The following is a 25,125-nucleotide window of genomic DNA, read 5'->3' as shown; positions in this document are numbered from 1 at the left end:
AAAGACCGGCGTTGATCGCCGGTTTTTTTTCGCCTGCCGATTTCAGGTAAGCTGCGCCCCTTCTTTCTCGCCCATGAGGCTTTTACTGTGTTTATCAAAGCGCTTCGCGTAGGCCTGGGTCAGCTGATCATCGCTGGCGATTTCATAACCCGTCCCGGCAAAAAGCAACGCCCGGCAGCGGCTCAGGCCCAGGTTGACGAGGCCGCCAAAAGCCTGACCCTGTACCAGTTCCATGCCTGCCCGTTCTGTGTAAAAACCCGCCGCACCCTGCGCCGCCTGAACGTACCAGTGGCACTGCGCGACGCCAAGAACAACGAACAGGACCGCCAGACGCTGCTGGAGCAAGGGGGCAAGATCAAAGTCCCGTGCCTGCGGATCGAAGAAGACGGCAAGACCACCTGGATGTACGACTCCAAAGTCATCATCGATTACCTGAACCAGCGTTTTGCCAACGTTTAACCTCCTGTGACCCGTACTCGCTGACGGGGAACCAAGGCTGCGAGCTCAGGTTTTGCGGGCTCTGCCCGATCGCAGCCCTGGTATATCTTCAGCGACTGCGGGTTGCTTCTGGTTCAGTCAGCGTCATTACCGTCCAACCTTGTGCAGATTATCCCCATGCGAAAATTACTTGCCCTGAGCCTGATCCTGTTGGGCGGCTGCAGTCATGAGCCGCAAACGTCCGACATCAACGGACTATGGATCAATCAGGCGGCCATCGATTCAGCCGCCCAGGGCAGGCCCTTGCTGCAGGCCATTGATGCCCACGGCATGAACCTGGAATGGAACATCGACACCCGTAACGGCAAAGTACAATTTCGCAATGCATTCGAGCTGAACGAAGGCCAATTGCTGCCCAAGGCTCCCGGCACCTGGGCCATTTACCACGACGGGCATTTCATCAACGAACTGCAACTCAATGGCAAACAACTGATCCAGCAGCCCACAAAAACTTATGCAGCCCAGGTTTTCTCACGTCCGGCCCGGTCCGTCGCCGGCGCCAGAACGGACACGAATTTCCGGCAGGCATTGAACGCAGCCTATATGGGTGGTCAGTGGAGGATCGTTGAAGGCCCGGGTACCGGTAACACCGTTGCGTTCAAAGATGATGGCGGTGTGACAGGGCTGGGACAAAATGACCGGTATGAGTTGTGCCTGGGAGGCGATTGCGCCAATCAAGGTGCCGGCAATGACACCCTCTACCTGGGCAAGGGTGATATCGGGGAAGGATGGATTTTCGTCCGTCATGGCAAGCAGCTGGAGATTTTCAAGGCGATCAACCTGTCACTGCCCGACGAAATCCCCCAGCTCACTCCGGGTCCACGCCAATGGCTGCTGGAAAAACAGTGACGCAAAAAAGGAGCCCTTGGGCTCCTTACTGCTCATTCAAGGCCTGACACCCTACCTGTGGCGAGCGGAGGACTGCACAGCAGTCCAATTTACAGGGCCGGTTTTCAACCTGTTCTGTATCTCAATCAAGCATCCCCACATGCCGCGGATGGCTGGCCACCCGTTGCAGCCAGGCTTGAATGCCCGGATAGCCGCTCAGGTCAAATCCGCCCTGATCTGCCACGTGGGTGTAGGCATACAGCGTCACGTCCGCAATCGAATAGTGATCGCCCACCAGATACGGAGTGCGGGCCAGCTGCTGTTCCATCACGTCCAACGCCTTGTAACCGCGCTTTTGCAGTTTGCGGTATTCCTCAAGACGTTCCTCGGGCAACCCCAGGTACAACTGGATAAACCGCGCCACTGCAATGTAAGGCTCATGGCTGTATTGCTCGAAAAACTGCCACTGCAACACTTGCGTACGCAGCCGGGGCTCACCGGGCAAGAACTCGCTGCCGTCGGCCAGGTAGTTGAGAATCGCGTTGGACTCCCAAAGGCAGGTGCCGTCTTCCAGCTCCAGCACCGGCACTTTGCCGTTGGGGTTTTTCGCCAGAAATTCCGGGGTTTCAGTTTCGCCCTTGAGAATGTCCACCGCGAACCACTGATACTCAAGACCCAGCAAATGCAACATCAGCTTGATCTTGTAGCAGTTGCCCGAGTTGTAATCGCCATAGACCTTGAGCATCGCAACTTCCTTCAGGCCGCCTGGGCGGCCTGTGCTTGACGAATCACGTTAGCCAGACGCTTGAGACCTTCGTGCAGGCGCTCAGGGTCGATATGGCTGAAGTTCAGACGCAGGCTGCCGACATTCTGATCCGGATTGGCAAAGAACGGTTCGCCCGGCATGAAAGCGACATTTTGCTCCAGCGCCGGCTTGAGCAAGGTACGGGTGTCAAACGGCTGCTTGAGGGTCAGCCAGAAGAACAGCCCGCCCTGCGGCACATGCCAGTCAGCCAGGTCCGAGAAATGCTCTTGCAGCGCCAGCTGAAAGCCATCGCGACGCACGCGATAGAAGTCCCGCAGCTCAGCCAGGTGGTTGCTCATTTTCTCGGTGCCGATCCACTGCAAGGCCTGCCACTGACCGACACGGTTGGTGTGCAAGTCCGCCGACTGCTTGAGGCGCAACAGATGCGGGAACAGGTCCGGGCTGGAAATCAGGAAGCCCACCCGCAGCCCCGGCAACAGGGTTTTGGACACGGTGCCGGTGTAGATCCAGCTGGCTTTTTTCAGGCGGCTGACAATCGGCGTGGCGCTGCCGCCATCGAAATTCAGTTCGCGGTACGGCTCGTCTTCGATCAGGGTCACACCGAACTCGTCCAGCAATGCCGCTACCGCGTCACGCTTGGTTTCGCTGTAACGCACGGCAGACGGGTTCTGGAAGGTCGGGATCAGGTAGATGAACGCCGGGCGATGTTGCTCCAGCTGCACCCGCAGCGCCGCCAGATCAGGGCCATCGGCTTGCAACGGGAAGCTCAGGCACTCGGCGCCGAACAATTGAAAAATTTGCAGCGCCGCCAGGTAGGTCGGCGCTTCGAGCATGATTTCGGTGCCCTTGTCGATGTACAGCTTGGCCGCCAGGTCGAGGGCCTGTTGCGAACCGCTGAGAACCATCACCTGGCTCGCATCACAATCAACCCCCAGGGCGCGGGCTTCTGCGGCCAGTACTTCACGCAGGGCCGGCTCGCCTTCGCTCATGCCATATTGGCCCATCGAGGCCGGCATGTCGGTCCAGTCGACCTTGGGCAGCATGGCCTCGGCCGGTAGTCCGCCGGCGAAAGACATGACTTCCGGACGTTGGGCCGCAGCCAGAATTTCGCGAATCAAAGAGCTTTTCAGGCGGGAAACACGTTCGGAGAAGGCCATACAGATCACCGGTAGCGGAAGTAATTGGAAATAAGTCAAACTGATTGACCGAAATTACGCCGCGCAGCCTAGATACGTCAATATGCCTGACCTTAAAAATCCAACCACTCAGCGCGCCGCCATGGAAGCCTTCTTCTTTGGCTATCAAGCATTTACCGCCAAAGCCGATGAAATGCTGGCCCGCCGCGGGCTGAGTCGGGTGCATCAGCGCATTGTTTTTTTTATCGCCCACTACCCCGGGGTGAGCGTCAAGGAACTGCTGGTATTGCTGGGGGTCAGCAAGCAGGCATTGAATACGCCATTACGCCAGTTGATCGAGATGAACCTGGTACGCAGCGTTGCCCCCGAGACCGACAAGCGCAAGCGGCTACTGGAACTCACGGCTGACGGCGTCAGTTTCGAAAAAGCCCTGCGCCGCGAGCAAGTCAAATTGCTGCAACGGGTATTTGCCCAGGCGGGTGAAGACGCGGTCAATGGCTGGCTGGCGATCAATCAGGCTTTAGGCCAAAGCCGCCAGGCCTGACAGCTGCCTATCTGTAGGAGCGAGCTTGCTCGCGAGCTTTTCAATGCAATAACGCAGAGCTCGCAAGCAAGCTCGCTCCAACAGAGCTTATATTTCGATCACAATCCGAAAAACATTATTTGCTTTTTTTGTATACAAAAGCATAATCCTCGTCGCACACAGATTTCTGACTCAAAGGTCAGGAAAAGCATCGCCCGCCTCAAACAGCGCCCTTACAAAAATAAAAGCCTGAGGACATCACCGTGGACAGCCAAAAGTCAGAAGCACCCGCCCTGGATCTTTCACCGCCCGCCTCCCGAGGCTGGCTGGAGCGCCTGTTCAAACTGTCGCTGCATGGCACTACGGTCAAAACCGAGCTGATTGCCGGGTTGACCACCTTTATCACCATGGCCTACATCATCTTCGTCAACCCCAACATCATGGCCGATGCCGGGATTGACCATGGCGCAGCCTTTGTCGCGACCTGCATCGCCGCTGCGCTGGGCAGCATGCTGATGGGGCTTTATGCCAACTGGCCGGTAGGCCTGGCGCCAGGCATGGGCCTCAACGCGTTCTTTACCTACACCGTGGTCGGCACCATGGGCTATAGCTGGGAAACCGCCCTTGGCGCAGTGTTTATCTCCGGCGTGCTGTTTTTGATTCTGACCCTGTCACGGGTACGCGAATGGTTGCTCAACAGCATCCCCGCCAGCCTGCGCTACGCCATGGGTGCCGGCGTCGGCCTGTTTCTGGGAATCATCGGCCTGAAAACCTCGGGCATCATCGTCGACAGCCCGGCCACCCTGATCAAGCTCGGCTCACTGCGCGACCCCGCTCCGCTGCTGGCCGCCGTGTGCTTTCTGATGATCGCGATTCTCAGCTATCACAGGGTGTTCGGCGCAATCCTGATCAGCATCATCGCCGTCACTCTGGCGGGCTGGGGCCTGGATCTGGTGCACTACAACGGCATCATGTCCGCCCCGCCCAGCCTGGCACCGACCTGGATGGCGATGGACCTCAAGGGCGTGTTCAACGTCAGCATGATCAGCGTGGTCCTGGCCTTCCTGTTTGTGCACATGTTCGACACCGCCGGCACCTTGATGGGGGTGGCCCAGCGCGCCGGACTGGTGAAAGCGGATGGCAAGATCGAAAACCTGTCCCGCGCCCTCAAGGCTGACAGTGCGTCCAGCGTATTTGGGGCAGTGGTCGGTGTACCACCCGTCACCAGCTATGTCGAAAGTGCCGCAGGCGTTGCGGCCGGCGGACGTACCGGGCTCACCGCCGTGACCGTGGGCGTACTGTTTGTCGCCGCGATGTTCTTTGCCCCGCTGGCTGGCATGATTCCCGCCTATGCCACTGCCGGAGCGCTGATCTACGTGGCCATGCTGATGATGGGCGGCATGGAGCACATCAACTGGAGCGAACCTACCGATTGCATCCCGGCGATTGTGACCATGATCATGATGCCCCTGACCTTCTCGGTGGCTGACGGTATAGCCCTTGGCTTTATCAGCTACGTTGCACTCAAGGCCGGCACGGGCAGGTACCGCGAGATATCAGTGAGCCTGTGGGTGCTCTGCGCCATTTTCATTGCCAAGTTTATTTACCTGTAAACAGGGCAATATCGACCTGCCCCGCCCGGTGCGGGGCGTTTGCTTTTTTAGAAGAGGGAGAGCACGTAATGAGTCTGGAAACCTGGCTGCTGTTCAGCAGCGCGGCACTGGTGGTGATCCTTATCCCGGGGCCGTTGTCGTTACTGATGATCAGCAACAGTTTGAACTACGGCCTGCGCCGCTCGTACCCCGCCTTTCTGGGTGGCGTGATTGCCTCGATTTGCCTGCTCAGCGCTTCGGCACTGGGGCTGGGGGCCCTGCTGCTGGCCTCGGAGCAGTTGTTCAGCGCGCTCAAGATCGTCGGTGCGCTGTACCTGTTCTACCTCGCCTGGCAAAGCTGGAAGCAATCGCGGCAACCGGCCACCGCCGTCAACGTACCGGCCGCCGCACCAAAACCGCGCTTCAGTGCCCTGTTTGGACGCGCGTTCGTACTGGGCGCCAGCAATCCGAAAGACATTCTGTTCTTTGCCGCATTTCTGCCGCAGTTTCTTGATCCCGATCAGCCTTTCCTGGCGCAGTTACTGGTGATGATTGCCACCTGGACCGTGCTGGACCTGCTCTGCAAGCTGGCCTACGGCCTGGGCGCACATGGCGCGGCGGGCTACCTGCGCAGCGGCAAGGGCCAGAGCTGGTTCAACCGTATCAGTGCCGGCCTGTTCGGCGTGGCGGGCACCGCGTCTTTGCTGAGCCGCTAAAGCCGGCAATAACACCTGTAGGGGCGAGCTTTTTAACAGCCCGCTCCTACAGGCTTGGCGCACATTGCGGGCAAAAAAAAGCCCGCAGTGCGAGCGGGCAAATAACCACATGCGCAGATCGAAAAACCTAGCTGCCGCGATACGTCGAATAGCTGTACGGCGAAATCAGTAGCGGCACATGGTAGTGATCCTGCTCGGCACTGATACCGAATCTGAGCACCACCACATCCAGAAATGCCGGCTCCGGCAACTGCACACCCCGTGCGCGGTAGTAGTCACCGGCACTGAACTGCAACTGATAAACCCCTGAACGGTAAGTGTCACCCTCCAGCAACGGTGCGTCGCAACGGCCATCGCTATTGGTCTGCGCCGTGGCGACCAGTTGCAGCTGCGAACCTTCCACCCGATACAGCTCGACCTTGATCGAACTGCCCGGACAACCGTGTGCGGCATCCAAAACGTGCGTAGTCAAACGTCCCATTGCGTGTGCGACCTCCCCGAACCGGTAAATAAAACTGGCGCTGCACCCTTTTGACCCGTCAAAAGATCCGGCGCAGCCAGGATTAAGACATTTATTAAAAAAATTGTACACAATTAAAAACGCAAATTAACCCAGGCCACAGCGCATAAGGCCTGGCCCCCCGTATTCCTTGAACACCGCTGCAGCCAAAGACTTTATATTCATAAGCTGACCAATCAGGCAAGTTTTTTGCAAGTACCTTTCCCGCACAAAGCATGGTAAAAATGCGCAAAAGCAGGGTTACAAACGTATTGCAAAGTTGTATACAATCAGACCATCACAGTGACGCCAGGTCTGGCCAATCGACTGTTAACTAAACAATAAGGAAGATTGAGTGAGCGCTGACTACCCACGCGACCTGATTGGTTACGGTCCCAACCCTCCGCATCCGCATTGGCCGGACAACGCCCGCATCGCCCTGTCTTTCGTACTCAACTACGAAGAAGGCGGCGAGCGCAACATCCTCCACGGCGACAAAGAATCAGAAGCCTTCCTCTCGGAAATGGTTTCGGCGCAGCCGCTGCAGGGCGAGCGCAACATGAGCATGGAGTCCCTGTACGAATACGGCAGCCGTGCCGGCGTATGGCGCGTGCTCAAGCTGTTTCGCGAATTCGATATCCCGCTCACGGTGTTCGCCGTGGCCATGGCGGCCCAACGTCACCCTGACGTAATCCGGGCCATGGTTGCCGCCGGACATGAGATATGCAGCCACGGTTATCGCTGGATCGACTACCAGTACATGGATGAAGCCCTCGAGCGCGAACACATGCTCGAAGCCATCCGCATCCTCACCGAAATCAGTGGCGAGCGTCCGCTGGGCTGGTACACCGGCCGCACCGGCCCCAATACCCGGCGGCTGGTGATGGAAGAAGGCGGCTTTCTGTATGACTCTGACACCTACGACGATGACCTGCCCTACTGGGAACCCAACAACCCCACCGGCAAGCCGCATCTGGTGATCCCTTACACCCTGGACACCAATGACATGCGCTTCACCCAGGTGCAGGGTTTCAACACCGGCGAGCAATTTTTCCAGTACCTCAAGGATGCTTTCGATGTGCTGTACGCCGAAGGCGCAGAGTCGCCGAAAATGCTATCGATCGGCCTGCATTGCCGCCTCATTGGCCGCCCTGCGCGTCTCGCCGCCCTCAAGCGCTTCCTTGAATACGCCAGGGGCCACGAACAGGTCTGGTTCACCCGCCGCGTGGACATCGCCCGGCACTGGCACGCCACCCACCCTTTTGTTGCAGAGACCGGCCAATGAGCACCTTCAAAACTCTCAAGCCTTCAACCCTGAGTCGTGAAGCGTTCGTGGCAGCCTTTGCCGATATTTACGAACACTCGCCCTGGGTCGCCGAAAAGGCTTACGACCTGGGTCTGGACAGCAGCGTCGACCAGATCGAAACCCTGCACCAGCGCATGAGTGACATTTTGTTGAGCGCCGATCACGCCAGTCAGCTGGCACTGATCAATGCTCACCCGGACCTGGCGGGCAAAGCTGCCGTACAGGGCCAACTGACCGAAGCCAGCACCCATGAACAGGCTGGCGCCGGTATTCACCAATGCACGGAAGAAGAGTTTCAGCGCTTCACCGAGCTGAACGAGGCCTATAAAGCCAAGTTCAAGTTTCCCTTCATCATGGCGGTAAAAGGCAGCGACCGGCACCAGATCCTCGCCGCGTTCGAGACCCGCATCCACAACCCGGCAGACGTCGAGTTCAAATGTGCGTTGGCGCAAATCAACAAAATAGCCCTGTTCCGATTACTCCAGCTCTAAGCCGAGCCGGCACCTGCCGGTCACGCATCTCCAGCCACTTATTTAAAGGCAGACCAGAAGAATGAAAGCTTACGCCGTACCTTTCGAGAAGTTCGTCAACCTGGCCGATGCCCGTCTGGGCACCAAGATTATCTCGGTGACCGATGACTGGTTCGCTGACGCCAACCGCATGTTCCAGCCGACCCCGGCCGTATGGAAGGAGGGCGTTTTCGATGACAACGGCAAGTGGATGGACGGCTGGGAGTCCCGCCGCAAGCGCTTCGAAGGCTATGACAGCGCGGTGATCCGCCTGGGCGTACCCGGCTCGATCAAAGGCGTGGACATCGACACTTCATTCTTCACCGGCAACTTCCCGCCGTCTGCTTCCCTTGAAGCCTGCTTTCTGGCCCAGGGCGAGCCCAACGAAAACACCCAGTGGGTTGAAGTGCTGTCCGCGGTCGAACTGCAAGGCAACAGCCACCACTACCACGAAATCAGCAATGACCAGGCCTTCAGCCACTTGCGTTTCAACATCTACCCGGACGGCGGCGTAGCCCGTCTTCGCGTGTACGGCGTGCCGTTCCGTGACTGGTCGGCAGTGGGCGACAACGAACAGGTCGACCTTGCCGCAGCCCTGAACGGTGGCCGTGCCCTGGCCTGCTCCGACGAACACTTCGGCCGCATGAGCAACATCCTCAACCCGGGCCGCGGCATCAATATGGGCGACGGCTGGGAAACTGCACGCCGCCGTACCCCGGGTAACGACTGGGTGATCGTGGCGCTGGGGCATGCAGGCGAGATCGAAAAAATCATCGTCGACACCCTGCACTTCAAGGGCAACTACCCGGACACCTGCTCGATTCAGGGCGCGTTCGTCAAAGGCGGCACTGACAGCCAGATCGAAACCCAATCGCTGTTCTGGCGTGAACTGCTGCCTGCACAGAAGATGGAAATGCACGCCGAGCACAGCTTCAGCGAGCAGATCAAAGCCCTGGGCCCGATCACTCACATTCGCCTCAACCTGTTCCCGGACGGTGGTGTAAGCCGCCTGCGTATCCTGGGCAAGGTCGCTAAATAAGGAATAACCCCGTCGCCGGTCAACCGGCTCCCACAGGCATTTGCCAATGCGGGAGCCGGCTTGCCAGCGACAACAACAGATCCAACACCACAGAATCCGGAAAAGAAGACAGACCATGCGCACATTGCTGATTGAACCGCTGACCAAAGAAGCCTTCGCCCCCTTCGGTGACGTTATTGAAACCGACGGCAGCGACCACTTCATGATCAACAACGGTTCGACCATGCGCTTTCATCGTCTGGCCGAAGTCGAAACCGCGCAGCCGGAAGACAAGGCCATCATCAGCATTTTCCGCGCCGATGCGCAGGACATGCCGCTGACCGTGTGCATGCTGGAGCGCCATCCGTTGGGCAGTCAGGCTTTCATCCCGCTGCTCGGCAACCCCTTTCTGATCGTGGTCGCGCCACTTGGCGATGAACCTGTATCAGGCTTGGTCCGCGCCTTTGTCAGTAATGGCAGGCAGGGCATTAATTACCATCGCGGCGTTTGGCACCATCCGGTGCTGACGATCGAAAAGCGGGATGACTTCCTGGTGGTTGATCGCAGTGGCACAGGCAATAACTGCGATGAGCATTTCTTCAAAGAGGATGAGCGATTGATCCTCGCCCCCCACCAATAAGAGAAGGTCTGATCACTCACGCAAGAGTGACAGGCAAGAGGTAGAGACTGTGGAAGCACATCTGATGGAATGGCTGAATCTGAGCGTACGCTGGATTCATATGATTACCGGTGTGGCCTGGATCGGCGCGTCGTTTTATTTTGTCTGGCTGGAAAACAACCTCAACCGCAACAACCCAAAAGAGGGGCTGGCCGGCGACTTGTGGGCCATCCACGGCGGCGGCATTTACCACCTCGAAAAATACAAGCTGGCCCCCCCTACCATGCCGGACAACCTGCACTGGTTTAAATGGGAGGCCTATTTCACCTGGATGTCGGGCATCGCCCTGCTGTGCCTGGTGTTCTACTTCAACCCGGCACTTTACCTGATCGCTCCCGGCAGCAGCCTGGGCGGCCCGCAAGCGGTGGCCATCGGCATTGGTTCATTGATTGCCGGCTGGTTCATTTACGACTTTCTGTGCGATTCGGCTCTGGGCAAACGCCCGGCGCTGCTCGGCCTGATCCTGTTCGTACTGCTGGTAGCTGCCGCATTCGGCCTGAGCAAGGTGTTCAGCGGCCGAGGCGCCTATCTGCATGTGGGCGCCATTATCGGCACCATCATGGTCGGCAACGTGTTTCGCATCATCATGCCGGCCCAGCGGGCTCTGGTGGCCGCGATCAAGGAAGGCCGTACGCCCGATCCGGCCCTGCCGGCCAAAGGCCTGCTGCGTTCGCGTCACAACAACTACTTCACCTTGCCTGTGCTGTTCATCATGATCAGCAACCACTTCCCCAGCACCTACGGCAGTGCCTACAACTGGTTGATCCTGGCCGGGATTGCGGTGCTGGCAGTATTGGTACGCCATTACTTCAACACCCGCCATAACAGCCACAAATTTGCCTGGACCTTGCCGGTCGCGGCACTGGGCATGATCTGCCTGGCATACGTCACCGGCCCCAAGCCTGCACCAACCGCCCCCGAAGCGGCCAAGGTGATCAAGTATCAGCCCATCCCTGAAACCGCAGTCAGTGGCGCCAAACCCGCTACCGCGCCAGCGCCTGTCACTGCACCTGCTGCAGCGCCAGCACCGGTGGCCAGCGTCGATTTCGACAAGGTGCACGCCGTGATTCAGGAGCGCTGCGCGGTCTGTCATTCGGCCACACCCACCAGCCCGCTGTTCAGCGCGGCCCCCGGGGGCGTGATGCTCGACACCGCACAACAAATCCAGTTGATGGCACCGCGAATTCAGGCCCAGGCCGTCGCCAGCCAGATCATGCCGCTGGGCAACATCACCCAGATGACCCAACAGGAACGTGACCTTCTGGGCGCCTGGATCAACACCGGAGCCCGCACCAACTGACGCACACCTTCTGTGACCGCAGCCATGGCGCGGTCACAGAAACACACCACAAGCTCACAACAATAAAAATGAACGAGGTGTTGCATGTCCGAATTAACCGAACCACGCATACCCGCCATAACCGCTCCGCCTCCCCTGGCGCGGTTGCCGTTGTTGCAATTGATTCTGGTCGGCTTGCAGCATGTGCTGCTGATGTATGGCGGCGCCGTTGCCGTACCGCTGATTATCGGCCAGGCCGCGGGCCTTAGCCGCGAAGAGATCGCTTTCCTGATCAACGCCGACCTGCTGGTGGCCGGGATCGCAACCATCGTCCAGTCGATGGGCATCGGCCCCATGGGCATTCGCATGCCCGTGATGATGGGCGCCAGTTTCGCTGCAGTCGGCAGCATGGTGGCCATGGCCGGAATGCCGGGTATCGGCATGACCGGGATTTTCGGCGCAACCATTGCTGCCGGTTTTTTCGGGATGATCATCGCGCCCTTCATGTCCAGGGTGGTGCGCTTCTTCCCGCCGCTGGTGACCGGCACCGTGATCACCTCCATTGGCCTGTCACTGTTCCCCGTGGCAGTGAACTGGGCCGGTGGCGGCAGTGCCGCGGCACAGTTCGGCTCACCGATGTACCTGGCCATCGCCGCACTGGTGCTGGCCACCATCCTGCTGATCAACCGTTTCATGCGTGGCTTCTGGGTCAACATTTCGGTGCTGATCGGCATGGCCCTGGGTTATATATTGTCCGGCGCACTGGGCATGGTCGACCTCAACGGCATCGGTCTGGCGCCGTGGTTCCAGGTGGTCACCCCGCTGCACTTCGGCATGCCTGAATTCCATCTGGCACCGATCCTGTCCATGTGTCTGGTGGTGGTGATCATTTTTGTCGAGTCCACCGGGATGTTTCTGGCCCTGGGCAAAATTACCGGCCAGGAGGTAACCCCGCGCATGCTGCGCCGCGGCTTGCTGTGCGATGCCGGGGCTTCGTTCCTGGCCGGCTTCTTCAACACCTTTACCCACTCCTCCTTCGCCCAGAATATCGGTCTGGTGCAAATGACCGGCGTGCGTTGCCGCTCGGTAACCATCATGGCCGGGGTATTCCTGATTACCCTCAGCCTGCTGCCCAAGGCAGCCTATCTGGTGGCCTCGATTCCGCCAGCCGTACTGGGTGGCGCAGCCATCGCCATGTTCGGCATGGTGGCAGCCACGGGGATCAAGATCCTTCAGGAAGCGGACATTGCCGACCGACGCAATCAATTGCTGGTGGCGGTAAGTATCGGCATGGGCCTGATTCCGGTGGTACGGCCGGAGTTCTTCGCCCACCTGCCACTGTGGATGGGCCCCATCACCCACAGCGGCATTGCCATGGCCGCCGTCAGCGCGGTCAGCCTGAACCTGTTGTTCAATGTGCTGGGCGGCGCCGGTCGCGCCGCCATGAGCGGGCACGTGCATCAGCACTGATGCCCCATCTGCCTGTCTGTAGGAGCGAGCTTTTAACGCAGCAACGAAAAGCTCGCGAGCAAGCTCGCTCCTACAGTGCATCGGCGCATCGGTATTAAAAATAATAAAAAAGGGAATTACCCATGAACTGCAAACACTGGGGCATCACGCTCGCGGGTGGGTTTCTGGCTGCCGGTCAGGCCATGGCCGGTGATCTGTTTGTATGGCAAACCAACAGCCTGACGTATCTGTACGGCAAGAATTTCGCGATCAACCCTTCGATCCAGCAAACCCTCACCTTTGAACATGCCGATAAATGGAAATACGGCGACAACTTCCTGTTTGTCGACCGGATTTTCTACAACGGCAAAGCCGACCCCAACAAAGGTCCGCACACTTATTACGGCGAGTTCAGCCCGCGGCTGTCGTTCGGCAAGATATTCGAGCGGAAACTGGAGTTCGGTCCGGTCAAGGATGTATTGCTGGCCATGACTTACGAGTACGGCGAAGGCGACAGCGAGGCCTACCTGATCGGCCCGGGCTTTGACCTGGCGGTACCCGGGTTCAATTATTTCACCCTCAACTTCTATCGCCGTCACACCGAAGGGCCGCGTCCCGGCACCGGAACCTGGCAGATCACTCCGTCGTTTTCCTACACCCTGCCCTTGGGCCGCTCCAACCTGCTGATCGATGGCTACATGGACTGGGTGGTGGACAACGACCGCAACTCACGGGGCACTTACCACGCCAACCTGCACTTCAATCCGCAGATCAAGTACGACCTGGGCAAAGCCCTCAATCTGGGTGAAAAACAATTGTATGTCGGGATCGAATACAGTTACTGGAAGGACAAGTACGGCATCGATAGCAGCAGCCGTCTGGACACCAATCAGAACACTGCCAGCGCCCTGGTGAAAGTGCACTTCTAGATCAAGCCTCTGCGATGCCCTGTGATTGCCCGACATGCGCAATGACAGGGCACTTGAGTACCGGCCCCGGAGCCCGTATCCTGCGCGCCCGCTCACGGGTGAGCGTTGTTCAAAGCTGACTTCAAAGCCAACTTAATACAGTTAAACCAAGGGTTTACGGCCGCCTTAGCGCTCTATCCACTCAACTGTCAGACGACAGCCGAGGGATTTACGTTGGCCGCCAAACCGCCGTGGCCCGGCACTTGCTACAGGTATTAAAGTTGACCGAAAGGGCAAGTTTTAAACAGAGGAATCAAGGCGCCGGAACAGAGCGTTACGTTCTTATCAATGCAGAATTTTTAATTTTTGGAGCAACCGAATGAAGCGCATTCTGACCAGCCTGATGCTTGCGGGGAGCATGCTTGGCGGGGCACCGGCAGTTGCCGGCGACCTGCTGCAATGGCAAACCAACAGCCTGACTTACTTGTACGGCAAGGACTTCCAGGTCAACCCGAAAATTCAACAGACCCTGACCTTCGAGCACGCTGACAGCTGGAAGTACGGTGACAACTTTCTCTTCGTCGACCGTATTTTTTACAACGGTAAAAAAGATGGCAACGTAGGCCCGAACACTTACTACGGCGAGTTCACCCCGCGTTTGTCGATGGGCAAGATCTTCGACCAGAAGTTTGAGTTCGGTCCGATCAAAGACGTGCTGCTGGCCATGACTTACGAGTTCGGCGAAGGCGACACCGATGCCTACCTGATCGGTCCGGGTTTCGACCTGAACGTACCGGGCTTCGACTACTTCCAGCTGAACTTCTACCAGCGCTTCCCTGAAGGCAACCGTGCCGGCCGTGGCGTGTGGCAGATCACCCCGGTGTGGTCCTACACCCTGCCCCTGGGCAATTCCGATGTGCTGATCGACGGCTACATGGACTGGGTGGTCGACAACGACCAGAACTCGCGCGGCACCTACCACGCCAACCTGCACTTCAACCCGCAGATCAAATATGACCTGGGCAAGGCATTGAGCTGGGGCGCCAAGCAGTTGTACGTCGGTATTGAATACGACTACTGGAAAAACAAATACGGCATCGAAGACAGCGGCGCGTTCAAAACCAATCAGGACACTGCGAGCCTGCTGGTCAAGTACCACTTCTGATACCCGGGCCCCGGGCGCTTCACTGCGCCTGGGGCGCCAGCAGCAACCCGCGCAGCATCAGGTCCAGGCTGTCCAGAGACGCCGCCAGACGCTGTGGCGGGTTGTCGGCCCCGGCAATCCAGAACGACAGGTCCATCAAGCCACCCTGAATCAACCGTGCCAGGGCTTCGGGATCGGTGGCCTGAATCACCCGGGTGTCCATCAAGCCTTGCAGCATCGCCGCCATTGAAGCGCTGCAGTCCGACTGGCTGCTCTGCAGGTACTGCGACCCCAGCACCGACGGCGCATCGCGCAGCATGATCCGCTGCACCTCCACCTGCAGTGCCATTTCCAGAAACATCCGACAACGCCCTTTAAAACCGTCCCACGGGCTCGCCGCCCGCGCAAAGGCCTCTGCCAGCTGTACATCCAGCTCGGCATCGACTTGCTGAACCACGGCCTGCAACAACCCCTTCTTGTCGCCAAAATGGTGATACAGCGCACCCCGGGTCAGCCCCACCGAAGCAGTGAGTTCATCCATCGACGTCTGCGCATAACCGATCGAGCCAAACGCCTGACGCGCTGCATCGAGCAGCTTGCCACGGGTTTGTTCAATCATTTGTGACCGCACTTTGGGCGCCATGCCTGTCCCCCTAATTTCAGATACGTCGCGTATGTTAATTGACATACGCAGCGTATGCGTATATTTCTGCATACGCCGCGTATGTGACGCGGTCAGATGAATGCTTCGGAGCTTGTATGGCCAACCCTTATCGCGAGATTTTCAGCGCCCCCGGCACCAAGGCTTTCAGCGGTGCGGGCCTGCTCGCCCGCATGCCGATTTCCATGGTCGGGATCGGCATCATTACCATGCTGGCGCAACTGCGCGACTCCTACTGGCTGGCTGGTGCCGTGGCAGCAACCTTTGCCTTGTCCATGGCATTGCTGGCACCGCAGATCTCGCGTTGGGTCGATCAATACGGCCAGGGCCGAGTGCTGCCCGGCATTAGCGCCATCGGCGTGGGGGCGTTGCTGGCATTGCTGCTGTGCAGTCATTTCGCGGCGCCGGACTGGACTCTCTTCGTCTTCGCCGCGCTGGCCGGCTGCATTCCCAGCATGTCGGCGATGGTCCGCGCACGCTGGACCGAGTTGTTTCGCGGCTCGCCCAAACTGCATACCGCGTTCTCGTTCGAATCGGTACTCGATGAGGTGAGTTTTATTATTGGCCCGCCGATTTCCGTGGGGCTGAGCGTGGCGCTGTTTCCCCAGGCCGGCCCTCTGGCGGCCGCCATTTTCCTCGCGATCGGGGTCACTGCATTTGTACTGCAACGCAAAACCGAGCCACCCGTGCACCCGCGCAGCCCCGACAACAACGGCACCGTCCTGAGTCAGGGTGCAGTGATGATATTGCTCCTGGCATTGCTGGGGCTGGGGACGATTGTCGGCACCGTGGATGTGGTCAGTGTTGCCTTCGCCCAACAGCAAGGCCAACCCGCCGCCGCGAGTATTGTGCTGTCGGTGTACGCATTGGGATCGTGCATCGTCGGACTGGTGTTCGGCACGCTCAAGCTGAACATGCCGTTGCCCAAACTGTTCCTGCTGGGTGCGCTGGCCACCGCATTGACCATGGTGCCGCTGATGTGGGCCGACAGCATCGCCACCCTGGCCGGCGCCATGTTTGTCGCCGGGCTGTTCTTCGCCCCGACCCTGATTACCGCCATGGGCCTGGTGGAAAACATAGTGCCGCCGGCCAAGCTCACCGAAGGCCTGACCTGGATGATCACCGGCCTGGGCATGGGGGTTGCCCTGGGCGCCGTGCTTGGCGGCTGGGTCATTGATGCTTACGGTGCCCAGGCCGGGTTTGGCGTATCGCTGGCGGCGGGGAGCGTGATGCTGCTGGTTGCCGTACTGGGTTATCGCTTGTTGCAACGCAGCACCACGGTTCGTCCTAGCCTTTGATGGCGCGCCAGACCTTGCTCACGCCCGCCACCACGGCCAGCACCACCGCGCCGGCAACAATGCCGGCCACGGCATTGAGCAGGGTCGGGACTATGGCCGAGACCACACCCAGCCACTGGGCGCTGCTTGCAGCCACGCCTTCGATCCAGTGATGGGCCGCAGGTACGCCGTGGGTGAGGATGCCGCCACCGACCATAAACATGGCCGCGGTGCCGATCACCGACAGGCTTTTCATCATGTACGGCGCGGTACTCAACAAACCGCGGCCGAAACTGCGCTGGAAACCTGACCACACACCATCACCGGTTTTCTGGCTCAGGTACAGGCCGGCGTCATCCAGTTTGACGATGCCGCCCACCAGGCCATAAACCCCCACCGTCATCACGATGGCGATACCGCTGAGCACGACGACCTGCTGCAGCAACGGCGACTCGGACACGATTCCCAGGGTGATGGCGATAATTTCGGCCGACAGAATGAAGTCGGTGCGTATGGCCCCCTTGACCTTGTCTTTCTCGAAAGCCACCAGATCGACTTCTGCATCGGCCACCGCCTGTTGCAACGCCTGGTGCTTGCCCTGATCTTCGGCCTTGCTGTGCATAAACGGATGGGCGAGTTTTTCAAAACCCTCAAAACACAGGTAAGCACCGCCCAGCATCAACAGCGGCGTCACGGCCCACGGCGCAAACGCACTGATGGCCAGCGCCGCGGGCACCAGAATCAGCTTGTTGCGAAACGAGCCTTTGGCTACCGCCCACACCACCGGCAACTCCCGGTCGGCCCTTACGCCAGAGACCTGCTGCGCGTTGAGTGCAAGGTCATCCCCCAGCACCCCGGCGGTCTTTTTGGCGGCCACTTTGGTCATCAGCGCGACGTCATCAAGGACTGCGGCGATATCGTCGAGCAACACCAGTAAACTACTGCCTGCCATGGGCAAACTTCCCTTCCAGATTGAATGGTGCCAAGCATAGCGCGTGCCAGCCCTCAGGCTGCAATCTTGAGCAGCTCGCAAGCCCGGTGCTACCATGCCCGACCGCCCAACCAGGCAAGGAAATATCGGGTTTATGAGCAGTATCCGCGAGCGTAATAAAGAACTGATTTTGCGTGCCGCCAGCGAAGAGTTCGCTGACAAGGGTTTCGCCGCCAGCAAAACCAGCGACATCGCCGCCAAGGCAGGCTTGCCCAAGCCCAATGTCTACTACTACTTCAAATCCAAGGAGAACCTCTACCGCGAGGTCCTCGAAAGCATTATCGACCCTATTCTGCGCGCATCGACCCCGTTCAATGCCGACGGCGAACCCAATGCCGTGCTGAGCAATTACATACGTTCCAAAATCATGATTTCCCGCGACCTGCCCTTTGCTTCAAAAGTGTTCGCCAGCGAAATCATGCATGGCGCCCCGCACCTGAGCGAGCAGCAGGTGCAATTGTTGAACGTCCAGGCCAAACACAACATTGACTGCATCCAGACCTGGATCGACCGTGGCCAGATTGCGCCGATCGACCCCCATCACCTGATGTTCAGTATCTGGGCAGCGACCCAGACCTATGCCGACTTCGACTGGCAGATCTCGGCCATCACCGGCAAAGCCAAACTGCAAGACAGCGACTACGAAGCCGCGGCCCAGACCATCATCCGCCTGGTGCTCAAGGGCTGTGCACCGGACTGACCATCACCTGCCCCTGCCCCTGCCCCTGTAGGAGCGAGCTTGCCTCGCGAGCTTTTAAAACAGACGCGAGGCACCTGACTGACCACCCCTGCCCTCTGTAGGAGCGAGCTTGCCTCGCGAGCCTTTAAAACAGACGCGAGGCACAGGACTGACCACCCCCTGCCCCTGTAGGAGCGAGCTTGCCTCGCGAGCTTTTAAAACAGACGCGAGGCACAGGACTGCCCACCCCCTGCCCTCTGTAAGAACGAGCTGCCTCGCGAGCCTTTAAAACAGATCGCGAGACAAGCTCGCTCCTACAACAAGCGGCGAGCCAATAGCGGACTACACCGCCACCCCCGCATCCGCCCGCAAACCCTGGGCTTCTATCGCACTGATGGCGCATTGCTCGTCAATATCCGAGGTATCGCCGCTGATACCCATGGCGCCTATCACCTGCCCCTGAGCATCGCGAATCAGTACCCCGCCCGGCGCAGGCACCACGTCACTCTGGCCCATGCCGTTCAGCGCGGCGAAAAACGCCGGGCGCTGCTGTGCATCCAGCGCCAGCAAACGCGAGCCCTTACCCAGTGCAATCGCGCCCCAGGCCTTGCCAATGGCAATGCTGGGCCGTAGCAGGCTGGCGCCATCTTCGCGCTGCAGCGCCAACAAATGCCCGCCGCTGTCCAGCACCGCCACGGTCAATGGGGCGGCGCTTATCCGGCGCCCTGTGTTCAAGGCCTGTGCGGTCAGGTCTAAAGCGACTTTCAAGGTTAAAGCACTCATGGTTGCCGTCCTTATTTTGTTATTGGAAAGCCTTTCGCGCGCCTCTATGGGCGAACTCAATACAACCAATAGAACACAATAAATAATTTATTTGTATACAATTTTAAATGGAAAACCCTAAATCATTAGGCCTTGCGCCCTATTACAAGGGGGATCGGCTATTACAAACTGATTCTACAAAACCCATTGACCTGCGCACCGGAGCATGAATACACTCGCCAAACAGCCACTTGTATACAATTATAAAACGTAAGAGGCACAAAACGATGAGCAAAATGAGAGCAATCGAAGCCGCCGTTCTGGTGATGCGTCGCGAAGGTGTCGATACCGCATTCGGTATCCCGGGCGCCGCGATCAACCCGCTGTACTCTGCCCTGCAAAAGGTCGGCGGCATCGATCACGTCCTTGCTCGCCACGTCGAAGGCGCCTCGCATATGGCCGAGGGTTATACCCGCACCAAAGCCGGCAACATCGGCGTGTGCATCGGCACCTCCGGCCCCGCCGGGACCGACATGGTGACCGGCCTGTACAGCGCCTCTGCCGACTCGATCCCGATTCTGTGCATCACCGGCCAGGCCCCGCGTGCGCGGATGCATAAAGAAGACTTCCAGGCCGTGGACATCACCAGCATCGTCAAGCCCGTGACCAAGTGGGCAACCACGGTCATGGAGCCGGGCCAGGTGCCTTATGCCTTCCAGAAGGCCTTTTACGAAATGCGCTCCGGGCGTCCCGGACCGGTGCTGATCGACCTGCCGTTTGATGTGCAAATGGCAGAAATCGAATTCGATATCGACGCCTACGAACCGATGCCGCTGTCCAGGCCGACGGCGACCCGGATCCAGGCCGAGAAAGCCTTGCACCTGCTCAACCAGGCCGAGCGCCCGCTGCTGGTCAGTGGCGGTGGTGTGATCAACGCTGACGCCAGTGAACTGCTGGTGGAGTTTGCCGAGCTGACCGGGATCCCGGTCATTCCAACCCTGATGGGCTGGGGCACCATTGCCGACGATCACCCGCTGATGGTGGGCATGGTCGGCCTGCAAACCTCCCATCGCTACGGCAACGCCACCCTGCTAAAATCCGACCTGGTGCTGGGCATCGGCAACCGCTGGGCCAACCGCCACACCGGCTCGATCGATGTCTACACCGAAGGCCGCAAATTCATCCACGTCGACATTGAACCGACCCAGATTGGCCGGGTATTTACTCCCGACCTGGGCATCGTTTCCGACGCCGGCTCGGCGCTCAGGATGTTCCTTGAAGTAGCCCGGGAATGGAAAGCCGCCGGCATCCTGAAAAACCGCAGCGCCTGGCTACAAGACTGCCAGCAGCGCAAAGCCACCCTGCACCGCAAGACCCACTTCGACAACGTGCCGGTCAAACCGCAACGGGTGTACGAAGAGATGAACCAGGTGTTCGGCAAAGACACCTGCTACGTCAGCACCATCGGTTTGTCGCAGATTGCCGGTGCGCAATTCCTGCACGTTTACAAACCGCGCCACTGGATCAACTGCGGTCAGGCCGGCCCGCTGGGCTGGACCATTCCGGCAGCCCTGGGGGTGGTCAAGGCCGATCCGCAGCGTAATGTCGTGGCCCTGTCCGGCGACTACGACTTCCAGTTCATGATCGAAGAGCTGGCCGTCGGCGCACAGTTCAACTTGCCGTACATCCATGTGGTGGTGAACAACTCCTACCTGGGCTTGATTCGCCAGGCACAGCGCGGGTTTGAAATGGACTACTGCGTACAGCTGTCTTTCGATAACCTCAATGCTCCGGAGCTCAACGGCTATGGCGTCGACCACGTAGCCGTCGCCCAGGGCCTGGGCTGCAAGGCACTGCGGGTCTTCGAACCGAACGACATCCAGCCGGCACTGCGCAAGGCTCAAGAGCTGATCAAGGAGTTCCGCGTACCGGTGGTGGTGGAAATCATTCTGGAGCGTGTGACCAACATTTCGATGGGCACTGAAATCAACGCAGTCAATGAATTTGAAGACCTGGCGCTGGTAGGCAACGACGCGCCGACCGCCATTTCGATGCTTGACTGACTGACTGCGCCCCTCTCACTTCGGGGAGGGGCATCCCCTTTTCACAGGAGTTCACCATGCCGCGTTTTGCCGCCAACCTGTCCATGCTGTTCACCGAACAGGATTTCCTTGTCCGTTTTCAAGCGGCTGCCAATGCTGGTTTCCACGGCGTTGAATACCTGTTTCCTTACGACTACAGCTCCGCCGAGATCAAGGCCCAGCTCGACGCCAACAAACTGACCCAGGTGCTGTTCAACCTGCCGGCCGGTGACTGGGCCAAGGGCGAGCGCGGCATTGCCTGCCACCCGGACCGGGTTGAAGAATTTCGCGCGGGGGTCGATCTGGCCCTCGCTTATGCACAAGTCCTGGGCAACGACCAGATCAACTGCCTGGCCGGAATTCGCCCCCAGGGCGTGGCCGAGGCCGAGGTCGAAAAAACCCTGGTCAGCAACCTCAAGTACGCCGCCGACAAGCTTCAGGCGGCGGGGATCAGGCTGGTGATGGAGTCGATCAACACCCTCGACATTCCGGGCTTCTACCTGAACAACACCAAGCAGGCACTGGCCATTCAGGACAAGGTCGGCAGTGCCAACCTGTTCCTGCAATACGACATCTATCACATGCAAATCATGGAAGGGGATCTGGCCCGCACGATGCAGGCGCACCTGCCGCAGATCAACCACATCCAACTGGCCGACAACCCGGGGCGCCACGAACCCGGCACCGGCGAGATCAATTATCGCTTCCTGTTCGAGCACCTTGACCGTATTGGCTATCAAGGCTGGGTCGGCTGCGAATACAAGCCGCTGACCAGCACCGAAGCCGGTCTTGCGTGGCTCAAAACCCACAACGCGGTTTAAGCGCGACTACGGGTCTTTTGTGGGAGCCGGCTTGCCAGCGATTGGATCACCCGGCGAAAACGGAAACACCGCATCGCTGGCAAGCCAGCTCCCACGGACCTGCATCAGCTGCAAATAAAAACAAGAGGATTTGTCATGGCTAAAATCGGATTTATCGGCACCGGCATCATGGGCTCACCCATGGCCAGCAACCTGCAAAAGGCCGGGCACAGCCTGTTCCTGTCCACCCACCACGGTGCAGCTCCTGCCGATCTGGTGGCCGCTGGCGCGGTCGCCCTGGCCAGCCCGCAAGAAGTCGCCCAGGAGGCCGAGTTCATCATCGTCATGGTCCCGGACACCCCCCAGGTCGAGGACGTGCTGTTCCGCGAGGACGGCATCGCTGCCGGCCTGAGCCCGAACAAAGTGGTGATCGACATGAGCTCGATCTCCCCCACTGCGACCAAAGCCTTCGCCGCAAAGATCAACGCCAAAGGCGCGCAATACCTGGACGCACCGGTCTCCGGTGGTGAAGTCGGGGCCAAGGCAGGCACCTTGAGCATCATGGTCGGCGGCGACGAAAAGACCTTCGCCCGCGCCCTGTCCCTGCTCCAGAGCATGGGCAAAAACATCACCCTGGTCGGCGGCAACGGCGACGGTCAGACCGCCAAAGTGGCGAACCAGATCATCGTCGCCCTGAACATTCAGGCGGTGGCTGAAGCCTTGGTGTTTGCCGCCAAAAACGGCGCTGACCCGGCCAAGGTTCGTGAGGCCCTGATGGGCGGTTTTGCCTCTTCGAAAATCCTCGAAGTGCACGGCGAGCGCATGATCAAAGGCACTTTCGATCCGGGCTTCCGCATCAGCCTGCACCAGAAAGACCTCAACCTGGCGCTGGCCGGTGCCCGCGAGCTGGGGATCAACCTGCCCAACACCGCCAACGCACAACAAGTGTTCAGCACCTGCGCCGCCCTGGGTGGCAGCAACTGGGATCACTCGGCACTGATCAAGGGCCTGGAGCACATGGCCAACTTCTCGATCCGCGACAAATAAACCTGACGCTGACGAGGCACGAAGGCAGCGATGCGGGCCGCAGGACCGCGCTTGGCGGTTAGCAGTTAACCGCCAAGCGCTGACCACCAAGAGCTCGCAGCCTTCGCGCCTCGGCTGCGACTCCCCCCTCGCGTGCCACGGAACTCATCATGGGCTCAAACCAACTCAGTCCTGCATGCCCTGACTGGGCCACCGCTCTGTGCGCGGGGTTCAGTCAGATCTTCCTCCAGCGCCAGCCGCTGTGCGGGGTTTTGTGCTTGCTGGCAATTCTGGTCAGTGCCCCGGGCCTGCTCAGTGGCGCGTTGCTGGGAGGGATTGCCGGACTCTTGACTGCGCAACGCCGTGACTATCCCAAGGCCGAACGCCAGGCAGGCCTCTATAGCTACAACGGCATTCTGTTGGGCATGTTGCTGAGCCACCAACTGCAATGGTCGGCCCTGTTGCCGCTGCTGATCATCGCCAGTGCCGGCCTGAGTACCATGCTGATTCACCAGTGGCTCAAACGCGCGGCAGACGGGCAAAGCCTTTTGGCCTATACCGCGCCCTTTGTCGGGCTGGGCTGGATCCTGCTGCACCTGCACAACCCGCCGGCCCAACCCCTGAATCACGACCTGCCACTCAATGGCCTGACCCTGGGTCTGGCCGTGCTCAAAGGCATTGGCCAGGTCATGTTGCTGCAACACCCCGTGGCCGGGTTGCTGATTGCGCTCGGGCTGTGGCTGAGCAGTTGGCGGGCCGCAGGCTGGGCATTGGCGGGATCGCTGGCAGGTCTTTTATTCAGTCTGTATCAACAGGACACCAGTGCCGCGCTCAGCGGGCTCGGCGGCTACAACCCGGTGCTGGCCGCCCTGGCCCTGAGCCAGCAGCGACGTCGACCCTGGCTGCCATTGATCGGTATCGTCGTGACCCTGATCCTGACCCCCGGATTCATTGCCCTGGGGCTGCCCCTTTTAACCGCTCCATTTATTCTCGCCTGCTGGCTGGTGCATTCCAGTGTGCGGGTACTCAGACCCGCCGCGGCGAAATCCGAAGAGCAATGCAGGTTGCGCATTGAGCGTTAATCCTTGAACCTTCTGTCATTTAAGGCTCGAGCAACCTACATGAATAACAAGGATTGGCGTCAACGCCTGTACGTCATGGTCTTTCAGGCTGACACGCCTGCCGGGCGGCGCTTTGACACCACGCTGTTACTGATCATTCTGTGCAGCCTGGTGGTGGTGGTGCTCGACAGCATCAACAGCATTCACCGCGACTACGCCGATCTGCTGGCTTACATCGAGTGGGGTTTCACCTTTGTCTTTGCCGTGGAGTACGGCCTGCGCCTGTATTGCTCACCCAGGCCCCTGCGCTATGCCTTCAGCTTTTACGGGCTGGTGGACCTGCTGGCGATCGTACCCGGCATTCTGGCGATTTATTACAGTGACGCGCAGTACCTGCTGATCATCCGCATCATCCGCATGCTGCGCATCTTTCGGGTGCTCAAGCTGGTGCCGTACCTCAGCCAGGCCAACTACCTGCTCTCGGCCCTGCGGGGCAGCAAACAGAAAATCATCGTTTTCCTGGTCGGTGTATCGACCCTGGTGACCGTGTTCGGCACCTTGATGTATGTGGTTGAAGGCCCGGAGAACGGCTTTACCAGCATTCCTGTGAGCATCTATTGGGCCATCGTGACCCTGACCACTGTGGGTTACGGTGACATCGTGCCGCAAACCGTCCTCGGGCGAGTCATCTCGGCCATGGTCATGATCACGGGCTACTCGATTATCGCCGTGCCAACCGGTATTTTTACCGCCGAACTGGCCAACGCCATGCGCGGCGAGCAACTGCAGCACGACTGCCCGGCGTGCAAGAAACAACGTCACGAACAGTCCGCCTCATTCTGTTCACGCTGCGGCAATGCTCTATATGCTAAAAATGCATAACCAAAGTGCTTTTTAATCTTTTAAGACCTATGCGGCAGCGACTATAGTCGCTGGC

The 25,125-nt window shown here is 59.2% G+C and carries 26 protein-coding genes; 20 read left to right on the top strand and 6 right to left on the bottom strand.

The genetic code is table 11. The features are described from left to right. Positions 1 to 87: 87 nt before the first annotated feature. Both EQV90_RS11290 and EQV90_RS11285 read left to right on the top strand, forming a co-directional pair. Positions 88 to 459, top strand: coding sequence for a glutathione S-transferase N-terminal domain-containing protein (locus tag EQV90_RS11290; RefSeq protein ID WP_003442008.1), 372 nt, complete (start codon positions 88 to 90; stop codon positions 457 to 459). A 156-nt stretch (positions 460 to 615) separates the two neighbouring features. Next, positions 616 to 1,347: a hypothetical protein gene (locus EQV90_RS11285; protein ID WP_240878108.1), complete on the top strand. Its 732-nt coding sequence runs from the start codon at positions 616 to 618 to the stop codon at positions 1,345 to 1,347. A gap of 121 nt (positions 1,348 to 1,468) precedes the next feature. Here EQV90_RS11285 and EQV90_RS11280 read toward each other — a convergent pair whose 3' ends face one another. Both EQV90_RS11280 and EQV90_RS11275 read right to left on the bottom strand, forming a co-directional pair. Then, complete coding sequence (locus EQV90_RS11280; protein ID WP_010656413.1) at positions 1,469 to 2,071, bottom strand: glutathione S-transferase family protein; 603 nt, start codon at positions 2,069 to 2,071, stop codon at positions 1,469 to 1,471. A gap of 11 nt (positions 2,072 to 2,082) precedes the next feature. Then, the gene (locus EQV90_RS11275; protein WP_003441999.1) at positions 2,083 to 3,249 is read right to left on the bottom strand and encodes a PLP-dependent aminotransferase family protein; all 1,167 of its coding nucleotides are present in this window, start codon (positions 3,247 to 3,249) and stop codon (positions 2,083 to 2,085) included. Positions 3,250 to 3,331: 82 nt separating this feature from the next. On the opposite strand from EQV90_RS11275, the gene EQV90_RS11270 reads away from it, so the two are divergent. From EQV90_RS11270 to EQV90_RS11260, 3 genes are all read left to right on the top strand, one after another. Then, positions 3,332 to 3,772: a MarR family transcriptional regulator gene (locus EQV90_RS11270; protein ID WP_003441996.1), complete on the top strand. Its 441-nt coding sequence runs from the start codon at positions 3,332 to 3,334 to the stop codon at positions 3,770 to 3,772. Positions 3,773 to 4,044: 272 nt separating this feature from the next. Further along, the gene (locus EQV90_RS11265; protein WP_165439772.1) at positions 4,045 to 5,364 is read left to right on the top strand and encodes an NCS2 family permease; all 1,320 of its coding nucleotides are present in this window, start codon (positions 4,045 to 4,047) and stop codon (positions 5,362 to 5,364) included. A 68-nt stretch (positions 5,365 to 5,432) separates the two neighbouring features. Then, complete coding sequence (locus EQV90_RS11260; RefSeq protein WP_003441992.1) at positions 5,433 to 6,059, top strand: LysE family translocator; 627 nt, start codon at positions 5,433 to 5,435, stop codon at positions 6,057 to 6,059. Between the two features lie 127 nt (positions 6,060 to 6,186). Here the strand turns inward: EQV90_RS11260 and uraH are convergent, their stop codons facing one another. Further along, positions 6,187 to 6,540: a hydroxyisourate hydrolase gene (gene uraH / locus EQV90_RS11255; protein WP_003441977.1), complete on the bottom strand. Its 354-nt coding sequence runs from the start codon at positions 6,538 to 6,540 to the stop codon at positions 6,187 to 6,189. A gap of 373 nt (positions 6,541 to 6,913) precedes the next feature. Between uraH and puuE the strand changes: the two genes are divergently transcribed. The 8 genes from puuE (at position 6,914) to EQV90_RS11215 (ending at position 14,871) form a co-directional block, all read left to right on the top strand. Continuing rightward, the gene (puuE, locus tag EQV90_RS11250) at positions 6,914 to 7,843 is read left to right on the top strand and encodes an allantoinase PuuE (RefSeq protein WP_003441974.1); all 930 of its coding nucleotides are present in this window, start codon (positions 6,914 to 6,916) and stop codon (positions 7,841 to 7,843) included. Next, complete coding sequence (gene uraD, locus EQV90_RS11245) at positions 7,840 to 8,355, top strand: 2-oxo-4-hydroxy-4-carboxy-5-ureidoimidazoline decarboxylase (RefSeq protein ID WP_003441971.1); 516 nt, start codon at positions 7,840 to 7,842, stop codon at positions 8,353 to 8,355. The genes puuE and uraD overlap by 4 nt, the downstream gene beginning before the upstream one ends. 61 nt (positions 8,356 to 8,416) lie before the next feature. After that, positions 8,417 to 9,412 (top strand): allantoicase, encoded by a 996-nt coding sequence (alc, locus tag EQV90_RS11240; protein WP_003441968.1) that lies wholly within the window; start codon positions 8,417 to 8,419, stop codon positions 9,410 to 9,412. Positions 9,413 to 9,527: 115 nt separating this feature from the next. Continuing rightward, complete coding sequence (locus tag EQV90_RS11235; RefSeq protein WP_240878107.1) at positions 9,528 to 10,031, top strand: ureidoglycolate lyase; 504 nt, start codon at positions 9,528 to 9,530, stop codon at positions 10,029 to 10,031. 49 nt (positions 10,032 to 10,080) lie between these two features. After that, the gene (locus tag EQV90_RS11230; RefSeq protein WP_240878106.1) at positions 10,081 to 11,370 is read left to right on the top strand and encodes a urate hydroxylase PuuD; all 1,290 of its coding nucleotides are present in this window, start codon (positions 10,081 to 10,083) and stop codon (positions 11,368 to 11,370) included. A gap of 84 nt (positions 11,371 to 11,454) precedes the next feature. Then, positions 11,455 to 12,819, top strand: a complete 1,365-nt coding sequence (locus EQV90_RS11225) for a nucleobase:cation symporter-2 family protein (RefSeq protein WP_003441961.1) — start codon at positions 11,455 to 11,457, stop codon at positions 12,817 to 12,819. Positions 12,820 to 12,941: 122 nt separating this feature from the next. Continuing rightward, on the top strand, positions 12,942 to 13,727 hold the full coding sequence (locus EQV90_RS11220; RefSeq protein WP_003441959.1) for an outer membrane protein OmpK: 786 nt from the start codon (positions 12,942 to 12,944) through the stop codon (positions 13,725 to 13,727). 358 nt (positions 13,728 to 14,085) lie between these two features. Beyond that, positions 14,086 to 14,871, top strand: coding sequence for an outer membrane protein OmpK (locus EQV90_RS11215; protein WP_003441958.1), 786 nt, complete (start codon positions 14,086 to 14,088; stop codon positions 14,869 to 14,871). A 19-nt stretch (positions 14,872 to 14,890) separates the two neighbouring features. On the opposite strand, the gene EQV90_RS11210 is transcribed toward EQV90_RS11215, so the two are convergent. Then, positions 14,891 to 15,493: a TetR/AcrR family transcriptional regulator gene (locus tag EQV90_RS11210; protein ID WP_003441956.1), complete on the bottom strand. Its 603-nt coding sequence runs from the start codon at positions 15,491 to 15,493 to the stop codon at positions 14,891 to 14,893. Positions 15,494 to 15,609: 116 nt separating this feature from the next. Between EQV90_RS11210 and EQV90_RS11205 the strand changes: the two genes are divergently transcribed. Next, positions 15,610 to 16,809: an MFS transporter gene (locus tag EQV90_RS11205; protein ID WP_240878105.1), complete on the top strand. Its 1,200-nt coding sequence runs from the start codon at positions 15,610 to 15,612 to the stop codon at positions 16,807 to 16,809. Here EQV90_RS11205 and EQV90_RS11200 read toward each other — a convergent pair. After that, positions 16,799 to 17,740, bottom strand: a complete 942-nt coding sequence (locus EQV90_RS11200; protein ID WP_003441952.1) for a DUF808 domain-containing protein — start codon at positions 17,738 to 17,740, stop codon at positions 16,799 to 16,801. The two genes, EQV90_RS11205 and EQV90_RS11200, sit on opposite strands and share 11 nt — an antisense overlap. Before the next feature lie 133 nt (positions 17,741 to 17,873). Between EQV90_RS11200 and EQV90_RS11195 the strand changes: the two genes are divergently transcribed. Further along, positions 17,874 to 18,479 (top strand): TetR/AcrR family transcriptional regulator, encoded by a 606-nt coding sequence (locus EQV90_RS11195; protein ID WP_003441950.1) that lies wholly within the window; start codon positions 17,874 to 17,876, stop codon positions 18,477 to 18,479. A gap of 321 nt (positions 18,480 to 18,800) precedes the next feature. Here EQV90_RS11195 and EQV90_RS11190 read toward each other — a convergent pair whose 3' ends face one another. Further along, positions 18,801 to 19,241 carry a heme-binding protein gene (locus EQV90_RS11190; protein ID WP_003441948.1) on the bottom strand — a complete coding sequence of 147 codons (441 nt, stop codon included), beginning with the start codon at positions 19,239 to 19,241 and terminating at the stop codon, positions 18,801 to 18,803. Between the two features lie 266 nt (positions 19,242 to 19,507). Here EQV90_RS11190 and gcl point away from each other — a divergent pair, with 266 nt between their 5' ends. From gcl to EQV90_RS11165, 5 genes are all read left to right on the top strand, one after another. Then, complete coding sequence (gcl, locus tag EQV90_RS11185) at positions 19,508 to 21,283, top strand: glyoxylate carboligase (protein ID WP_010656420.1); 1,776 nt, start codon at positions 19,508 to 19,510, stop codon at positions 21,281 to 21,283. Between the two features lie 56 nt (positions 21,284 to 21,339). After that, positions 21,340 to 22,122 carry a hydroxypyruvate isomerase gene (gene hyi / locus EQV90_RS11180; protein ID WP_003441941.1) on the top strand — a complete coding sequence of 261 codons (783 nt, stop codon included), beginning with the start codon at positions 21,340 to 21,342 and terminating at the stop codon, positions 22,120 to 22,122. 135 nt (positions 22,123 to 22,257) lie between these two features. Then, positions 22,258 to 23,148, top strand: coding sequence for a 2-hydroxy-3-oxopropionate reductase (locus tag EQV90_RS11175; protein ID WP_003441938.1), 891 nt, complete (start codon positions 22,258 to 22,260; stop codon positions 23,146 to 23,148). Between the two features lie 149 nt (positions 23,149 to 23,297). Beyond that, positions 23,298 to 24,209: an urea transporter gene (locus tag EQV90_RS11170; protein WP_010656421.1), complete on the top strand. Its 912-nt coding sequence runs from the start codon at positions 23,298 to 23,300 to the stop codon at positions 24,207 to 24,209. 39 nt (positions 24,210 to 24,248) lie between these two features. Further along, entirely contained in the window at positions 24,249 to 25,070 is an 822-nt protein-coding gene (locus EQV90_RS11165; protein WP_003441923.1) for an ion transporter, read from the top strand. The last annotated feature ends 55 nt before the right edge of the window (positions 25,071 to 25,125 follow it).

The organism is Pseudomonas sp. TMW22089, assembly GCF_022496645.1.
GTDB lineage: Bacteria > Pseudomonadota > Gammaproteobacteria > Pseudomonadales > Pseudomonadaceae > Aquipseudomonas > Aquipseudomonas paraversuta.
The sequence above is the reverse complement of the archived record's forward strand: the minus strand, read 5'-3'. Positions and strand labels throughout refer to the sequence as shown.